The 16,596-nt window shown below is 57.1% G+C and carries 14 protein-coding genes; 5 read left to right on the top strand and 9 right to left on the bottom strand.

Going from position 1 to position 16,596, the window contains the following annotated elements; translation table 11 throughout:
- Nucleotides 1-37 precede the first annotated feature (37 nt).
- From dnaJ to PHF39_RS02800, 4 genes are all read right to left on the bottom strand, one after another.
- Nucleotides 38-1,093: a molecular chaperone DnaJ gene (dnaJ, locus tag PHF39_RS02815; protein ID WP_300219951.1), complete on the bottom strand. Its 1,056-nt coding sequence runs from the start codon at nt 1,091-1,093 to the stop codon at nt 38-40.
- A gap of 17 nt (nt 1,094-1,110) precedes the next feature.
- A complete protein-coding gene (gene dnaK, locus PHF39_RS02810; protein WP_300219949.1) occupies nt 1,111-2,988 on the bottom strand; it encodes a molecular chaperone DnaK in 1,878 nt (625 codons plus the stop codon).
- Between the two features lie 2 nt (nt 2,989-2,990).
- Nucleotides 2,991-3,470, bottom strand: a complete 480-nt coding sequence (locus PHF39_RS02805; RefSeq protein WP_300219947.1) for a nucleotide exchange factor GrpE — start codon at nt 3,468-3,470, stop codon at nt 2,991-2,993.
- Nucleotides 3,471-3,865: 395 nt separating this feature from the next.
- On the bottom strand, nt 3,866-4,138 hold the full coding sequence (locus tag PHF39_RS02800) for a hypothetical protein (protein WP_300219945.1): 273 nt from the start codon (nt 4,136-4,138) through the stop codon (nt 3,866-3,868).
- A gap of 322 nt (nt 4,139-4,460) precedes the next feature.
- Here PHF39_RS02800 and PHF39_RS02795 point away from each other — a divergent pair, with 322 nt between their 5' ends.
- The gene (locus tag PHF39_RS02795) at nt 4,461-4,649 is read left to right on the top strand and encodes a hypothetical protein (RefSeq protein WP_300219943.1); all 189 of its coding nucleotides are present in this window, start codon (nt 4,461-4,463) and stop codon (nt 4,647-4,649) included.
- 24 nt (nt 4,650-4,673) lie between these two features.
- Here the strand turns inward: PHF39_RS02795 and PHF39_RS02790 are convergent, their stop codons facing one another.
- The 3 genes from PHF39_RS02790 to PHF39_RS02780 form a co-directional block, all read right to left on the bottom strand.
- Nucleotides 4,674-6,020: a response regulator gene (locus PHF39_RS02790; RefSeq protein ID WP_300219941.1), complete on the bottom strand. Its 1,347-nt coding sequence runs from the start codon at nt 6,018-6,020 to the stop codon at nt 4,674-4,676.
- 6 nt (nt 6,021-6,026) lie between these two features.
- Nucleotides 6,027-9,902 (bottom strand): PAS domain S-box protein, encoded by a 3,876-nt coding sequence (locus PHF39_RS02785; protein WP_300219939.1) that lies wholly within the window; start codon nt 9,900-9,902, stop codon nt 6,027-6,029.
- A gap of 253 nt (nt 9,903-10,155) precedes the next feature.
- Nucleotides 10,156-11,049, bottom strand: coding sequence for an Mrp/NBP35 family ATP-binding protein (locus PHF39_RS02780; protein WP_300219937.1), 894 nt, complete (start codon nt 11,047-11,049; stop codon nt 10,156-10,158).
- Between the two features lie 762 nt (nt 11,050-11,811).
- Here PHF39_RS02780 and PHF39_RS02775 point away from each other — a divergent pair.
- Nucleotides 11,812-12,375 carry a DUF2178 domain-containing protein gene (locus PHF39_RS02775; protein WP_300219935.1) on the top strand — a complete coding sequence of 188 codons (564 nt, stop codon included), beginning with the start codon at nt 11,812-11,814 and terminating at the stop codon, nt 12,373-12,375.
- Between the two features lie 6 nt (nt 12,376-12,381).
- Nucleotides 12,382-12,582, top strand: coding sequence for a helix-turn-helix transcriptional regulator (locus tag PHF39_RS02770; RefSeq protein ID WP_015286748.1), 201 nt, complete (start codon nt 12,382-12,384; stop codon nt 12,580-12,582).
- Here PHF39_RS02770 and PHF39_RS02765 read toward each other — a convergent pair.
- Nucleotides 12,560-12,724, bottom strand: coding sequence for a hypothetical protein (locus PHF39_RS02765; protein WP_300219932.1), 165 nt, complete (start codon nt 12,722-12,724; stop codon nt 12,560-12,562). The two genes, PHF39_RS02770 and PHF39_RS02765, sit on opposite strands and share 23 nt — an antisense overlap.
- A 43-nt stretch (nt 12,725-12,767) precedes the next feature.
- Nucleotides 12,768-14,885, bottom strand: a complete 2,118-nt coding sequence (locus PHF39_RS02760) for a PAS domain-containing sensor histidine kinase (RefSeq protein ID WP_300219930.1) — start codon at nt 14,883-14,885, stop codon at nt 12,768-12,770.
- Between the two features lie 272 nt (nt 14,886-15,157).
- On the opposite strand from PHF39_RS02760, the gene PHF39_RS02755 reads away from it, so the two are divergent.
- Nucleotides 15,158-15,832: a VWA domain-containing protein gene (locus PHF39_RS02755; RefSeq protein WP_300219928.1), complete on the top strand. Its 675-nt coding sequence runs from the start codon at nt 15,158-15,160 to the stop codon at nt 15,830-15,832.
- Nucleotides 15,829-16,596, top strand: a complete 768-nt coding sequence (locus PHF39_RS02750) for a PP2C family serine/threonine-protein phosphatase (RefSeq protein ID WP_300219926.1) — start codon at nt 15,829-15,831, stop codon at nt 16,594-16,596. The genes PHF39_RS02755 and PHF39_RS02750 overlap by 4 nt, the downstream gene beginning before the upstream one ends.

Below are 16,596 nucleotides of genomic sequence, written 5' to 3'. Positions count from 1 at the left end.
GTTTTTCGTTACGTCACCACTGCGGTTGGCAGGGTCGTCACCCCACCAGCGCTTCTTTCATCAGGTTTTCCTGCTTTTTTGTCCGGGCCGTGGGGATCCGCACCGTTACTTTAACCAGGAGATCGCCCCGGGTATCGGAGTTCAGGAAGGGCATCCCCTGCCCCCGGAGCCGGAAGAGGGTCGGGCTCTGGGTGCCGCGGGGGATCGTTAAGAGGGCACTGCCGGTGAGTGTCGGGATCGTGATCTCTCCCCCGAACAAGGCAGTTGCAAGGCCGACAATGGCATTCGTGGAGAGGTCTGATCCCTGCCGTTCAAAACGCTCGTGCGGGCTCACGTGAACAACCACATACAGGTCCCCGGGCGGGCCATGGTTTTCGCCGGGCTCGCCCTCTCCGGCAATCCGGAGGAACTGGCCGTCGGCAACGCCCCGGGGGATCGTGACTTCTATCCTCCGCGTCTTCTGCCGGCTTCCCTGACCCTGGCAGCTCCCGCAGGGTTTTTGGATCTGTTTCCCGGTCCCGCCACATTCCGGACACTGGGCGATGTTCATCACCTGGCGGCCACCCATCTTCTGGGTGCGACGGATCTCCCCGGTTCCTTTACATCCCGGGCAGTTCCGGAGGGATCCTGGTTCCGCACCGGTGCCGTGGCAGGTACTGCATTCGTAATAATGCGGGATGGCCACGGTATTTTTTGTGCCATAGAACGCATCGGTCAGGGTAATCGTGATATCGTACCGGAGATCGGCACCTGCCCGCTGCCTGACTTTGCGTCCTCTTCCGGAGAAGGCATCGAAGATATCGCCAAGGCCGAAGTCCCGGAACAGGTCGTCGTAACTGGGCGGTCTGTAATCCGCTGTATCGCCGGGGCTGAACTCCACATGTCCCACCTGGTCGTACTGGGCTTTCTTCTTCTGGTCGCTCAGGATCTGGTAGGCCTCGTTGATATCCTTGAATTTTTCTTCCGCTTCCTTACTGCCTTTGTTCAGGTCAGGGTGGTATTTCCGGGCCAGGTGCCGGAATGCTTTTTTCAGCTCATCCGGTGATGCATCCCGCTTTACGCCAAGCGTTTCATAATAGTCGGCCTTTGTCATAGGTGCGGGAAAAAAGGTTATTTCTCGTCATGTACCTTGAAATCCGCGTCCACAACATTCTCTCCGCCCGGCCCGGCGGCATTCCCGGTAAAATCCCCGCCAGCGGTAGCGGTCTGGGGTCCGGCCGCTTGTGCCTGGCGCTGGGCTGTCTGCTGGTAAGCGGCGGTACCTGCTTCCCCAAGGACCTTCTGGAGTTTTTCCGTCTCGGTTTTTATTTGTCCGGCATCTTTGCCTTCCAGCGCTGCCTTCACGCCGGTAATTGCCCCGTTCAGGCGGTCAACCATCTCCGGGTTCAGTTTGTCTGCCAGATCGGTTTTTGTCTTTTCCGCCATGTAGACGAGGGAATCTGCACTGTTGCGGATCTCCACTTCTTCCTTTCTTGCCTTGTCCTGCTCCTCGTACTGTTTGGCATCACTGACCATCTTCTTCACATCGGCATCTGCAAGTTTTGTTGAAGCGGTGATGGTCATCTTCTGCTCTTTTCCGGTACCGAGATCCTTTGCAGACACGTTGAGGATCCCGGAGGCATCGATATCAAACGTGACCTCGATCTGCGGGATGCCGCGTGGCGCCGGGGGCAGCCCGACAAGGTTGAACTGGCCAAGACTCACGTTGTCGGCAGCCATCGGGCGCTCTCCCTGGAGCACATGGATGGTAACCGAGGTCTGCATATCGGCAGCAGTTGAGAATACCTGGCTTTTCCTGGCCGGGATGGTGGTATTGCGGTCGATGAGCGCTGTCCGTACGCCCCCGAGGGTTTCCAGGCCAAGGGTCAGCGGGGTCACATCGAGCAGCACCATGTCCGTAACCTCGCCACTCAGGATTGCCCCCTGGATCGCGGCCCCCATGGCAACGCATTCCATCGGATCGATCCCGCGTTCTGCTTTCCTGCCAACATGGTCCTCGATGAACTTCTGGACAACCGGCATCCGTGTCGGTCCCCCGACAAGGATCACTTTCTGGATATCATTCTTGGTCAGGTTCGCATCCTTGAGGGCCTGTTCGAACGGCTGGATACAGCGCCTGATGATCGGTTCGATCAGCTGCTCGAGTTTTGCCCGGCTCAGCTTCATGGACAGGTGTTTTGGCCCGGCCTGTGTTGCGGACACATAGGGCAGGTTGATCTCGGTCTCCAGGACCGTCGACAGTTCGATCTTTGCCTTTTCCGCTGCTTCCTTCACCCGGTTGATGGCCATCTTGTCGGTCCGGAGATCGATCCCCTCCGCCTTCTTAAACTCGGCGGCAATCCATTCGTAAATGGCATTGTCCATATCCGTGCCGCCGAGCTGGGTGTCACCGGACGTGGCGAGGACCGTGAACGTCCCTCCGCCAAACTCCATGATGGTCACGTCGAGGGTTCCCCCGCCGAGATCAAAGACAAGGATCTTGTATTCCCCGCCACGGTCGAGACCGTAAGCCATCGAGGCAGCCGTAGGTTCGTTGACGAGCCTGACCACATCGAGACCGGCGATCTTCCCTGCGTCCTTTGTCGCGGTCCGCTGGTTATCGTTGAAGTAGGCCGGTACCGTGATGACTGCTTTTGATATCTTCTCACCAAGGAATGCCTCTGCATCCCTCTTGATCTTCTGGAGAAGGAACGCTGAAACCTGCTGGGGGGTGTATTCCTTATTGAAAATCTTATACGCATGAGCGGTTCCCATTTTCCGCTTGGCCGCAGTTACCGTACCGTCCGGATTGGTGACGGCCTGCCGTCGCGCGGGTTCCCCGACCAGCAGCTGGCCGTCAGCAGTAAACGCTACATACGACGGGAACATCTTTCCGGCTACTGTTGCACCCTCCGCGGAGGGGATGATCGTCGGCTTTCCCCCGACCATCACGGCAGCCTCGCTGTTCGATGTTCCCAGGTCGATTCCGATAATTTTCTCTTTGCCCATAGTTACTCACTCATTTCTCCTGTCACCTGTTCAGCAATCTTTACTCTCGAAGGCCGGATGACCTTGGATTTCAGCTGGTATCCCTTCCCGAGCTCTTCGAGCACGGTCCCCGTCCTCGCGTTGCACTGCTCCTTGCAGAGCGCCTCGTGAAAACGGGGATCGAATTTTTTGCCAACGCAGTCAATCGGTTCGAGCCCGTAATCAGAAAGGATTTTTTTGAGTTTTTTGTACACCATTACAATCCCCTCTTTGTTCTTCTCCAGCTCAATTTCAGGGAGCGCCCGTTCCAAATCATCGAGGATCACGAGAAGGTCGTTAATCAGGTTCTCGTTTGCGAGGGCCGTGATCACCTCCTTCTCTTTCTCGTACCATTTACGGAAATTGTCAAAATCCGCCTGGAGGTACCGGAGCTGCGTGAGGCGGTCTTCAGCCTGCCGGGTCTGCTCTTCGAGTTCTTTTTTCAGTTTTTCAATATCATCCATTTCAGCTCTCCGGCCAGTCATCGACACTGCTCCACCATTCTTAATCACACCTCGGGCAGACCACATACTGGTGGAGGAAATCCGCATATGGGCAGTCCTGATTGATACACCGGTGACAACTGTGTGCGGAACATCCCCCGGCATATGGCAGGTGCCCTGTCGGAAAATCCCGGGTGGGACTACCGTTCTCCCCGTAGAAATGACGCAGAACCCGGTCAAGAGGATCCCCGATTACGATATGTCCATGGGACAATCCGGGAAAGAAAACAATAATCACCCGGTTTCGGATTAACGAGGCAGAATGATATTCCCTTTTGTAAAACCCGGGTTTTGAGACAAAAAATGCAAAAACACAAGCCCCGGTAAGAGGCAGTTGACATTCCGGCGTTCCGGAATTACGCGTCCGGCTTTTCCAGGGATATGTCCAGTACGCTGTCCGCAAACTTCTTTTTGCAGAGCCGGGTCCCCCGGGGGACGTGGATGTCCTTTGTCACGACGTTTCCTCCATCCATGACAGACAACGTGAACGTCGTGTTTTCCAGATCGATCCGGATCTGCTCTTCCAATACTCCGGGAAGAGCGATGCTAAGGGAAATGTGCCTGCCATCGGTTGTCATGCGGACAGGCGGATCAAAGGAAGAGCGGTTATCTGGATTATCATAGTTCATCGGGGATCACCTTCTTGAGTGTGATGAGGCTTTTGGATGTTCCCTGACAGGGTTGCCTGCTGTCAGGGAACTGACTGATACTCTCACTGGACTAAGCGATTTCCCATCCAGATTCCTGGTGTGCGTGCATGAGGCTCCCTGACACCCGATCTCCCCTGGCGAGAGGCCGTCATCAGGGATCGATAAGGGTTATTTCCCTGGTGGAATGGCATTTACCCATGTTGTGAGTAACATGATACCCACGCATCATCCTTATTTGGCCCTGCCAATATAGGTTGGCTGAAGTTTCAGGATTTGTTACAAAATCTGAGGGGTCCGAAAGGTGCATCAGCACCTTGAGGAGGAGAAGAACGCATCAGCGTTCTTCGAGTTCCGAAAGGTTCGGCAGGAAGTCGAAGAATCCGTATGGATTCTTCTCCTCGTCGGGGTTTTAACAAACCCCTCCGACCCCGGAGAGGAGAAGTCCGCCCAGTCAGCAGACGGGGAGGAGAAGAACCCGAAGGGTTCTTAGGGCGCTGAGTGTCTTCCCCTGCCCTCACTTCTTCTCAGCCGTCGGGATACTCGTCGTACCCTCCCCGAGGATATGCCGGAACACGAACTTGAACTCGGCGAGGCGGTTATCGATATACTTTTTCCCGGTCTCTGTCGGGGTATAGAGTTTCGATTTCCCGGAAGTCCTCATGACAAGGTGTCCGTCCTTTTCGAGGTCATAGAGATACGTGTAGATCCGGGCCTGGGGGATGAGGACATTGTACCGGTTGTGGATCTCGTGGACGATATCGTAGCCGGATATGGGCTTGTTCAGGAGCGAGAGCACCACGGGCTCCAGCGATTTTTTCACTACGTCATCGATGGTTGCCTGCGTGACAACGGTTACGGATTCGGACGGGAATGTGCGGTGGGCAAAAGAGAGGGTGGTCTCTTTTCCCGTAGAGATGATGATCTTTGCAATACCGTCAGAGAGCTGCTTGATCTTATGGTGATCGATATCGGCCATGTTCACAGCGATGATGCCGGACACGGCAATGTTCCGGGCTTTTTTTGCCAGGACGAGGTCTTTTACCGCGAGGATATCGGGGAACTCATCTGTTTCCGAGAAATCCAAAAGCACCTGAAGTGTCCCTGCCAGCGGATCCCCGGGTAACGATGCCGTGCACTTTTCCAGAATTCCCGGCAGGAGATACACCTCGCCCTTCTTTATCCGTCGGGTGAAGAGCGCTTCATGCTGGATCTCTTTCAAAAAATACTTCTGCAGCACGGAATGGTGATAGGCAAAGAAGTTACGGCCGCCTTTCTTCAGGCCGGCCTCGATGGCGAATTTGAATATCGGTTCTTTTAAGGTCGGATCGGCATACAGGAAGAGGACGATATCGGTAAAGATGTCTTTTAAGAGGACCGTCTTGATCTCCGGAAGATCGACATATTCCGCACCGCCTTCTTCGCCCTCTTCGCTTCCGGTCCTGCGGATACCCTTCCCTGCAGGAGCGTGGAGGGCCTTCCGGAGTTCCTGTTCGGTAGCTTTCCGGAAGAGCGCCACCTCGATCGCGGCCTTGATCTCCAGTTCATTGAAGGGCTTGACAATGTACCCGTACGGCCCGACCTGCTTTGCCTTCTCGATAATCGTATCGTCTGCATAGGAGGTAACAAAAACTACCGGGATTGAGAGTTCATCGGCAATGACTTTTGCCGCTTCGATGCCATTGAGTTTCCCGGGCATCACGATATCCATCAGGATAAGGTCCGGGGAGAGCCGGCGTGCCTTTTCGATGGCGTCCTCCCCGGATGCCGCCATGCCGATAACCGTATACCCCATTGCATGCAGCCGCTCCTCGAGCTGCATGGTAATGATCGCTTCATCGTCAACCACAAGTATTTTTGACATATGCATTCACTCCACTCCAAGCGGGAAACTGACATTCATCGCAGTACCCGGTAACAGGTGTTCTATCGTCAAGGTACCCCGCAACTGCTGCACCAGGTTCCGGATCAGTTTCAGCCCAAGACTTGTTGCCCGGTCGATATCGACATCTTCAGGAATGCCGATACCGTCATCCTGGATGCGGATGTGGATCATCCCGTTATCAAGACGGGCCGTGATCAGGATGGTCCCGCTCCTGCGCCCTTTGAACGCGTGCTTGAAGGAATTGGACAGGGCTTCATTGACCACCAGGGCACAGGGGATGGCCTGGTCGACCGGGAGGTTGAGGTCCTCTGCATCCACATGGCAGGTAATATCGGGGCCGGACCGCCGGTAGATATTCGAGATGTCCGCCACCTGGTCGCGGATCTGGCCCCCCATATTGATCTTGTCCACCTGTTTGCTCTCATACAGCCGCGTGTGGATCTGGGCCATGGTCTTGATCTTCATCATCATGTCGGTCAGGATCTCGGTTGTTGCCCCGTCTTTTGTCCTCATCCGCGTCATGTCAAGAAGGCCTGATATGATCTGGAGGTTGTTCTTGACCCGGTGGTGTATCTCACGGATGAGGATCTCCTTTTCCTGCAATGATGCAAGGATCTTCTCCTCGGAACGCTTCCGGTCCGTGACATCCCGGTAGCTCAGGACCCGGCCGATGATCGACTGGTCCATCTTCTGGGGCTTGGAATACCGCTCGAAGACCCTGCCGTCTTTGAGTTCCAGCATGTCGTAGGTTTCGCGGTCCTTGGGAGGGGAATGGTCGTCGCTCTCCCGGAACAGGTCAGGATTTTTTACAAGCGTCCGGAGGTATCCCGACACTGTTTTGTCCTTTCCGCTCGCAAGGAGTTCCTGGGGGACCTGCCACATGGAGGCAAAATTCTGGTTGTACCGGATAACATGCCCGGTCCGGTCCACGACATAGATCCCGTCCGCGGTTGACTCGATGGCTGCATGCAGTTCGGACACGGTCTTCTTCACCAGGGATTCCGCACCCCTGCGCTGGGAGATCTCTTCTTTGAGCAGGGCATTGGACTCCACCAGTTCCTGCGTCCGCTCTTTCACCCGTTTCTCCAGAAGATCGTGTGCTTTGCGGAGCTCCTTTTCAGCAGTCTTCCGATCGGTGATGTCCCGGGCCGAGGCAAAGACACCGATGACATTCCCGAGAGCATCACGATAGACCGATGCATTGTAGAGGACCGGGGTCACTCTCCCGTCACGGTGCCGGATCTCCAGCTCGTAACCGGTCACGGACCCGTACCGGAATACCGTCTCGTATCCTGCCTTTGCCCGGGCAGGCTCCGTGAAGTAGTTCGAGAAGTCGGTCCCGATCAGTTCGTCCCGCGAATACCCGGTGACCCGGATCGTTGCTTCGTTGACATCGCTGATCGTACCGTTCGGGGCAATGGTGACCAGCGGGTCGAGGCTCGTCTCGATCAGGCTCCGGTTATACGCATTGGCCCTCCCGAGTGCCTCCTCGGCCTTCATCCGTTCGGTGATGTCCCGGGCCGAGGCAAAGACACCGATGACATTCCCGAGAGCATCGCGATAGACTGATGCGTTATAGAGGACCGGAGTCACGCTCCCGTCACGGTGCCGGATCTCCAGTGCATAGTCCGTGACAAGGCCGTCGCGGAAGGCCTTCGTGTAGCCGGCCTTTGCTTTCGCAGGCTCGGTGAAATAATTCGAGAAGTCGGTCCCGATCAGTTCGTCGCGTGAACACCCGGTGACCCGGATTGTTGCTTCATTGACGTCGCTGATCGTACCGTTCGGGGCAATGGTGACCAGCGGGTCGAGGCTAGCCTCGATCAGGCTCCGGTTATACGCATTGGCCTTCTCGATCGTATCCTCGACCTTCTTCCGCTCGGAGATGTCCCGGGCGATCGTGGAAGCACCAATCAGCATGCCGTTCCGGTCTTTAATCGGGGAGATGGTAAGAGAGACATGGATCAGCTGGCCGTCTTTTTTCATCCGGACCGAGTCACGCTGGATGACCGGCACTCCCTGCCGGATCGGTTCCAGGATATCACTGAGGTCATATTCCCTTTCCAGGGGTAACAGCATCGACACATGCCGGCCGATTGCCTCTTCCGCAGAATACCCGTACATCTTCGCGGCACCGGCGTTCCAGCTCAGGATGATGCCGGTAAGCGATTTACCGATGATGGCATCCTCGGAGTGTTCCACAATGGACGCGAGAATCGCCCGCTCCTCCTCGGCCCTCTTCCGGTCGGTGATGTCTATTCCCATCTCGAGGATCATCAGGGACCCTTCGGAATCGGTGAATGGATAATCGTAGATGTCGTAGTCGCGGCCGTTGGGGCCTGTCCAGAACCAGTGATGGGGGGCGCGGGTCTTCATTACCTTATAGGTCTCGCAGTTCTCACACGGTGTGTCACGGTTGAAAAGGAACTCGTGACACCGTCTCCCTGCAGGTTCGCGGAAATTCTCCCGGAAGTACCGGTTGGCAAACGGCATGCGGTAATCCTCATCGAGCAGGCAGACATACACCGGGAGTGCTTCCAGGACCTCATAGAGCCGCCTGCGTTCCCTCTCAACGGCTATGGCAACCGCACGCTCCGCCTCTATCTGACGCAGGGCATCTTCGGTCTTTTTCCGGGTCGTGATATCCGAGAGCAAAGAGAGCGAACCGGCAAAATTCCCGTCACTGTCGAACAGGGGCTGGGAGTTGACAAATGCCCAGAGGGGTGTGCCATCCTTCTTCCGCAACCGGAATTCAATGGACCCTCTGATGCCCCTCTTCCGCTCTTCAGTCACCGTGTCCGATATGGCGGCCGACTCATCGTCAACGCAGCCGCGGTACGACTTTCCGAGCATCTCCCCGGGACTGTACCCGAGCATCGCCGCCATCTGCCGGTTCACATAGGTGGTCCGCCGGTCGGCATCCACGATCCAGATCCCTTCGGTCATGGTCTCGACAATGGTCCGGTACTTCTCCTCGCTTTCTTTGAGCGCCTCCTCAGTCTTCCTGCGTTTGGTGATATCCGATCCCAGGACCGTGACTCCTTCGGCCGAGGGGAAGGCCTTCATGCTGTACCAGGCATCGGTATATTGCCCGGGGATCTCGAACCGGCGGGTCTCCCGTTGTTCCATCGCTGCCCGCAGGTTGCCTTCATAGATCGTCCCGAGATGTTTCGGGAACAGCTCCCAGATGCACCTGCCGATGAAATCTTCCGGTCTTTTGCCAATCCGCGAGGTGAACTTACTGTTGGCAAAAACAAAGACCCAGTCCCGGTCAAGTACGTAAAAATCGTCCTGGATGCTCTCCAGGACCTCCGCCAGCCGTTTGTTGCTCAGTTCCAGGGCATCTTCCGCAGCATGGCGTAATGTAACATCGCGGTTTGATCCCCTTATCCCGAGAAATGTTCCCGTGCCGTTGTAGACCGGGCGGCAGACATGGTTGATCCACCGAACCTCCCCGTCAGGCCACACGATCCGGAAGTCCATATCGGAGGGCCCATTCCCCTTCAGTTCATCTGACAGGTGGGCAAGGCGGGCGGGCAGGTCATCCGGGTGGACAACCTCGCGGAGGAGCGCCGCGATTTCAGTATACCCGCTGACAGGCCGCCGGAGGATCGTCTCCGCGGAGGGCGAGATATAGAGGAACCTGCCTTCAGGATTGATCCAGTACTCCCAGTCAGAGGCAAAGTCTGCAACCATGCGGAACCAGGACTCGCTACTGCGCGCCGCATGAGGAGACATCGTCTGCCGGTCGGAGGCATTGTTGATGGTTTCCGCAGTACCGGCGGGTTCACAAGCCCCGGCTGTACGGCACCGGGCCGGGCCCGGCCGGTCCGCATCTCCTTTTCTCCCGCTCCCATTCTTCATCTGCCAGCGCCACCAGGTGTGTCTATTGGGATCTTCCCGCCGGAACAGAATAGGTTTCTGACAGGAAAATCCCCTTATTACTCTACTAAAAACCTTGCCGGAGATATTAAAAGGGTGCCGCTATCTTGCATTTTTTGAAAAGTCCGACTGGCTATCAAGCCAGGAGGAGGAGAAGAATTGCGCAGCAATTCTTCGATTTCCGACAGGTCATCTGACCGGGAGGAGGAGAAGCCCCGGGAGCGGCAGGCCGGACCTATGCCTTCGGTGCATCGATCTCCCGGACCAGCCGCTCCATCACGGCATCCACGGCCTTCCAGGTGGGAGAGTCAGCATGCTTCATGAGGAATGGCCGCCCCTCGTCACCGGCTTTTACCATGGCCGGGTCGAGGGGGATAACCCCGAGGAACGGAACGCCGAGGTCTTCTGCCGCTTTCTTCCCGCCACCGGTGGAGAAGAGATCGACAAAACCCCCGCAGTGGGGGCAGACCATCCCGCTCATATTCTCGATAACACCGAGGACCGGCAGGTCCAGTTTCTCGATGAACTTTGCGGCCCGCATCGCATCCATCACCGAAACGTCCTGCGGGGTTGTGACGATCACGGCCCCGCGGACGTTCGGGGCAAGCTGGGCAATCGTGAGCGCCTCGTCGCCCGTGCCGGGCGGGAGATCGACCACGAGATAGTCAAGCGCCCCCCAGTGCACTCCAGAAAGGAACTGCCGGATGGCCGCCATCTTCATCGGGCCGCGCCAGGTCACCGGCGTGCTCGTGTCCGGCAGCAGGAAGGCCATCGAAAGGGCCGAGAGGTTGCCGGTTACGTGGACCGGTTCAATCGAAGTCGCGGTGACCGCCGGCCGCTGGTCCTCGATCCCCAGCATCTTGGGGATGTTCGGGCCATGGAAGTCGAGATCGAGGATGCCGGTCTTCTTCCCGCGGTTCGCCAGGGCAAATGCCAGGTTGACGGATACGGTGGACTTGCCCACCCCTCCTTTCCCGCTCAGCACGAGGATGACGTGCTTCACGTCGATCTTTGCTTTCGGGGGCAGGCCTTTGGGCGCTCCTGCGGTCTTCTTTGACGGGCAGGTCTCGCAGTTCTCGGTGCAGTTCGCATCGCAGGTATCGGGATTCTTCCGTGTCTCTTGTGTCATAGGATCATCTCTTCAGGGGATTTTTCAAAAATCCATGTCGCAGGGACCATTTCCCTTCAGTTCATCTGACAGGAGGGCAAGGCGGGCAGATCATCCGGGTAAGGCCCGTCCGGCCAGAATCTCCCTTTCCCCCGCTCCCTTTCTTCATCAACCAGCGCCACCATTCGTGTCTGTTGGGATATTCCCCCCGGAACCGAATTGGTTTCCAACAGGAAAATCCCCTTAATTCCCTACTAAAACCCTTGCCGGAGATATCAAAAGGGTGCCGCCACCTTGCAATTTTTGAAAAGTCCGAGTGGTCATCAGGCCAGGAGGAGGAGAAAAACGCAGGTCTTCGAAGAACGCTTCGCGTTCTTCTCATGGTTCGGGTCTTCGACCCTCACCATTTCGATTCCGAGTGGTCATCAGACCACGAGGAGGAGAGGAATTGCGTAGCAATTCTTCGATTTCCGACTGACCATCAGGTCAGGAGGATGAGACCCCATGTGTGCCGGTTCCGTAGGGGGGACCCACCCCTCCCACAACAAGACCCACCCCCACCCTGCCATTTCCCAACCCGCAACACAGGACCCCTCCCATGCAATGGGGGGTGGGTAGGGGTCACCCAAAGGGAGGGGGGGACCCTTGCACCGGTTCCGGGCCGGGACAAAGGGTGGGGTGGGTACCTCTGCCCTGGCCGGATTCCCCGCATATGAGAATTATTATTCCCAATATGAGAAATGTTTTTATCTAAATGAGAAACATATGTTACATTGTGAGATCATGAGAATGAAGACATATTATGCGGTGGTTGGCTGCGTCATCGCGGCCGAGATCCTGTGTATCGGGATCGCGATAACCACGGGCAATCCGGTCATCCCGGCGTTGCTCATCCTCGCCGGAATTGCAGTCGTATGGTTCGCAAAACGGAAAGTAACGGACGTGATGAGCGATGACCTGTCCGACACGATCTACGGCAAGGCAGCCCTCAATGCCCTCATCGTGACCATCATTGTTGCCGCAATCCTGTACGCGGGGGCCATGACCTGGTACTTCAGCTCCGGATACGGGGGAGGCTTCCATACGTTCCCGAACGGCTCGGTGAACGTCGGATTCGCAACGGAGGCGCCGTTCAGGCAGGGAGATACCTGGAATTACTACCTCATCCCCGACCCGGCGAACATGACCGGGGTGGATTTCTGGGGCCTTGACCTGCTCTTCAAGAACGGCCACCAGGCCCGTGAATTCCCCCTGGTATTCGGGATCGGCATGGGCTTCATTGTCCTCCTCCTCACCACCCTCTATGCGGCATTTTCTTATTACTATACCCGGAAATATGAGGAATAGCGAGCGATGAAGAACAAAATCAAGGTCTACCGGGCCATGCACGACATGACGCAGGAGGAGCTTGCCGAGCTCCTGCACGTCACCCGCAGGACGATCAACTCCATCGAGCGGGAGAAGTACAACCCGTCCATTGAGGTCGCGTTCCGGATTGCCCGGCTCTTCAATGTCCCCGTCGAAGAGATCTTCAGCCTCGACGAAGGGGAATAACGCCTTTTTCCCGGGAGACTCCTTGCCTGCCCTCCTGCAGCCCGATCATGTACCCGTACTGCGAGTACACGTCCCGGACCAGCTCCATGGCCTTCGGGTTGCCCCAGTCCTGCATCCATTCCGAGACCAGCGATTCGGTCATGATGGGGATAACGCCGGCCCACCTTCAGGCAGGCCGGTCCCGGTTACAGGCCGGTCTTCCGCCACGCCCCGTCCGGTACCACAATCTCGAACCGCACGCCCTTCCCCGGCTCACCGTTCTCCACAATGGAGATACCGGTGATCGCAAGGATCTCGCGGGAGAGGAAGAGCCCAAGGCCGGTGTGCTTCCCGAACCCTTTCCGGAAGAGTTTCTGCTTGTCGGCCTCGCTCACGCCCACCCCATTGTCCCGGTAGATGATCACAAGCTCTTCTCCCCGTTCCTCTGCGGAGAATTGCGCGGTGGTTACCCGCTCCCCGTGCCGGAGCGAGTTCTCCATGAGGTTGAAGAAGACCTTGACGATCAGCGGATCGGCGAAGATCTCGATACCATCTACCGCTACCTGCACATCGACACCAGCCGGGCGGAGCTGGGTGAGGGCCTCGTTCATGACGGCCCCGACATCCTGCCACCGGGGTTCATTGACCCCGATATCCTCATAGTATTTCGTGAACTCGATCTGCCGCTGGATGGCCTCTGCCGCCTGCTCCTCCTTTGCAATAAACGTCTCGTACTTCGTGCCTTTGAGGTCCTCTTTCGAGAGTTCCAGGAATGCCCGGAGTCCCATGATCTGGTTGAGGATGTCATGGCGGGTGATGGAGGAGAGCATGTTCAGTTTTTTGAGGGCACTTTTTAAGGCCTCCTCTGCTTTCTTCCGTTTCGAGATGTCCCGGATTATTCCCTCGATCCCGGCATATCCCCCCACTTCGTCCGTCTGCAACCGGACCGTAAGGGATACCCAGAACGCAGAACCATCGGATTTTTTAAATTCCGCCTCCCAGTCCTGCACAGTACCGTTTCGCGCCTTCAATGCATCGAGGAGCTCTTCGCGTTTCTGCGGGTCTTTCCACAGGGTCGTTATTGGCAATCCGATCAGGTCCTGTACCGATCCGTACCCGAATACATTCACTGCTGAGGGGCTTGCCATCACGATAGTATTCTCCCTGCTGACCCGGAAGAAAACATCCTGGATATTCTCGATCACGGTGCGGTACCGTTCCTCGCTCTTGCGGAGCGCTGTTTCCATCTTTTTCCGATCCGTGATATCATGGAGGATGTGGACACTCCCGGCAATCGTACCGTCAGGATCGCGGATGGGTGAAATGGTCAGGAAGAAATCTCCTTTTAGGTTCTCTTCATGGATATCGACCGAATGGCTATGGCCATCTTTGAGAAGGAGCCGGTGCGGGCAGAGTCCATGGGGAACCGAGGTATGGTGGACCACATCATGGCACCGGAGCCCGACCGCCTCTGCCGGTGTGACGCCCAGGCGGTCGGCCATTGCCCGGTTCACGCGGGTGATCCGGAACTGGTTGTCGATGATCGCGATCATATCCGGGACGGCATCGAACGTAAGTTCCCATTGTTCCTTCTCGTGCAGGATCGCCTTTTGCAGTCGCTGCCGTTCGGTGATATCGTGGGCGATCTCCGAGATCCCGACAACATCTCCCCGGTTATTCCGGATCGGCGATAAGGAAAGGGAGATCTGGATGTGCGTGCCGTCTTTTGTGATCCGTCCGGTCTCGAAGCGCTCAACAACCTCTCCCTGCCGGATCCGCTCCATCAGATGACGTTTTTCCTCCTGTCGATCCGGAGGAATGATCCTGAATAACGAGTGCCCTCCCATCTCCTGCGAGGTATACCCGTAGAGCGTTTCAGCGCCGCTGTTCCAGTCCGTGACGGTACCTTCGAACGTCTCGCTGATGATGGCATCTCCCGAGGATCGTACCACCGAGACCAGGCGCCGGCACATCTGGGTATCGTGATGCATCCGGCCGCTGATATTCGAGACAACCGCGGCGATGATGACGAAGACCGCCGAGCGTGCAATCGCAGAGGCCATTTCCGCGTTTGTCGGTGTGACGACCGCGAACGCCAGTGCGCAATAGCACAGGGAAAGGCCAACGGTAAAGAGAATCCCGCGCTTTGGGTAATAATAGGCGGTCAGGATGATGGGAAGGTACAACAGGTGGGGGAATACAAAGGAGATGCCGACAGTGAGCCCGAAAATGTTCAGGAGAATCGACACAACGGAACTGATGGCGATGAGGGCAGGGACCAGGTAGGGCCTCTTCCCGAGATCATCAAAGAAAAAAAAATCCATTCACCAGTCATCCTGCTTTTACCATCAATACTTCCTGAAATGGTTTAAAGATTGGTGCTGTAACGGGGGCAGGGGGGCCGGCCCGGCACTAAAAGGAGAGGCATCCCCGGGTCACTTCGGGCAGAGATCCACGGCAGCGTCTGCCAGATCCATTTTTCCCGGGCAGGCCTTCCCTTCTGCCTTACTGCCATGACAGTTAATAAAACGTTAAAAATCCAACTAAGCACTACGAAACCATCCTTCAATACATCCAGTATTTTTGGTGAGACGATATGAGCGACAATATGTACCTGGACCAGCAGCCGATGGCGGCGGTGACGTTTGCGGAGAACCCGGAACCCCGCTGCCCCTGCCTCCTGCTGCTCGACACCTCGGGATCGATGGCCGGCGAGGCGATTGCCGAACTCAATGCCGGCATCAAATCATTCTATGCCGAACTGCAGAGCGACTCCCTTGCGATTAAGCGGGTCGAGGTCGCCCTGATGACGTTTGGCCCGGTGCAGGTCATCTCTGAATTCAATACTGCGGAATGCATCTTCGACCCGGAGCTCGTAGCCGAAGGCGACACGCCGATCGGCGAGGCGATCCGGAAAGGGATCGAGCTGATCCGTGCCCGGAAAGAGCAGTACCGGGCAAACGGCATCTCGTTCTACCGCCCGTGGATCTTCCTGATCACGGACGGCGCACCGACCGACGAATGGCAGAGCGCAGCAAGCCTCGTCCGCGAGGGCGAAGCCTCCAAAAGCTTTGCCTTCTTCACGATCGGCGTTAACAAGGCGGACATGAAGGTCTTAAAACAGATCTCGGTCCGCGAGCCCGTGAAACTCCAGGGCCTGAAGTTCCGCGAGTTCTTCCAGTGGCTCTCCAATTCCATGAAGTCCGCGTCCCGCTCCAACCCCGGGGACCGCATCCAGCTGGCTCCCCCGCTCGGCTGGAGCGAGATATGAGCTGGAAGGTAGCCACATCCTCCGTTACGGGAAGTTCCCACGCAAACCGTGGTGAGCCCGGGCAGGATAACTGCCGGGCCGGGTCCATCCGGATCGCGGATGACGAGTTCTTCATCGGCCTTGTTGCCGATGGCGCCGGCAGCACAACGAACGGTGGCAGGGGAGCAGAGATCGCCTGCGAGACCATGTATGCGTCCATCATCGACTGCCTGCGGCAGGACGGTGATATCTCCCATATCACCGACGAGATCGTCCGCCAGTGGATCACGTTGTCCCGGGACGCCATCGCGGCGGAGGCCGAAGGGAATGGCAGGAAGGTGCGGGACTATGCTTGCACGTTCCTTGGAGCCATAGCCGGCAACGGGCACGCACTCTTCTTCCAGATCGGCGACGGGGCCATCGTGGTCCGCGAGGGGGAGGAGTTCCAGACTATCTTCTGGCCCGAGCAGGGCGAGTACGCCAACACCACCTTCTTTATCACGGACGAGGCGTACCTGGAACGCCTGAACGTCCTGCATGCCGGTTCCACACCGGAGGAAGTCGCCCTCTTCACCGACGGCCTCCAGAACCTCGCCCTCTCCTTTGCCCAGAAGAAGGCGCATGCCGGGTTCTTCCAGCCGCTCTTCCTTGCGCTGAAAAACGACCCGGCGAGCGGATTTACGGACTTTGCCGGGCAGCTGAGGCGCTTCCTCCTCCGCGACGATGTCAGCGCACGGAGCGACGATGACAAAACCCTTGTCCTCGCCACCCGCAACCAGGGATGA

Source organism: Methanoregula sp. (assembly GCF_028712425.1).
Classification (GTDB): domain Archaea; phylum Halobacteriota; class Methanomicrobia; order Methanomicrobiales; family Methanospirillaceae; genus Methanoregula.
Note: the sequence above shows the minus strand (reverse complement) of the source record. Positions and strands in the feature narration are given on the sequence as shown.

Excerpts from the sequence above, each read along its gene's own strand:
- PHF39_RS02765 (WP_300219932.1), bottom strand. The coding sequence starts at position 12,724 with ATGACCGAATCGCTGGTCTCGGAATGGATGCAGGACTGGGGCAACCCG.
- PHF39_RS02805 (WP_300219947.1), bottom strand. The coding sequence starts at position 3,470 with ATGGATGATATTGAAAAACTGAAAAAAGAACTCGAAGAGCAGACCCGG.
- PHF39_RS02760 (WP_300219930.1), bottom strand. The coding sequence starts at position 14,885 with ATGGATTTTTTTTTCTTTGATGATCTCGGGAAGAGGCCCTACCTGGTC.
- PHF39_RS02775 (WP_300219935.1), top strand. The coding sequence starts at position 11,812 with ATGAGAATGAAGACATATTATGCGGTGGTTGGCTGCGTCATCGCGGCC.
- PHF39_RS02780 (WP_300219937.1), bottom strand. The coding sequence starts at position 11,049 with ATGACACAAGAGACACGGAAGAATCCCGATACCTGCGATGCGAACTGC.
- dnaK (WP_300219949.1), bottom strand. The coding sequence starts at position 2,988 with ATGGGCAAAGAGAAAATTATCGGAATCGACCTGGGAACATCGAACAGC.
- PHF39_RS02750 (WP_300219926.1), top strand. The coding sequence starts at position 15,829 with ATGAGCTGGAAGGTAGCCACATCCTCCGTTACGGGAAGTTCCCACGCA.
- PHF39_RS02755 (WP_300219928.1), top strand. The coding sequence starts at position 15,158 with ATGAGCGACAATATGTACCTGGACCAGCAGCCGATGGCGGCGGTGACG.
- dnaJ (WP_300219951.1), bottom strand. The coding sequence starts at position 1,093 with ATGACAAAGGCCGACTATTATGAAACGCTTGGCGTAAAGCGGGATGCA.
- PHF39_RS02785 (WP_300219939.1), bottom strand. The coding sequence starts at position 9,902 with ATGAAGAATGGGAGCGGGAGAAAAGGAGATGCGGACCGGCCGGGCCCG.
- PHF39_RS02790 (WP_300219941.1), bottom strand. The coding sequence starts at position 6,020 with ATGTCAAAAATACTTGTGGTTGACGATGAAGCGATCATTACCATGCAG.
- PHF39_RS02770 (WP_015286748.1), top strand. The coding sequence starts at position 12,382 with ATGAAGAACAAAATCAAGGTCTACCGGGCCATGCACGACATGACGCAG.
- PHF39_RS02800 (WP_300219945.1), bottom strand. The coding sequence starts at position 4,138 with ATGAACTATGATAATCCAGATAACCGCTCTTCCTTTGATCCGCCTGTC.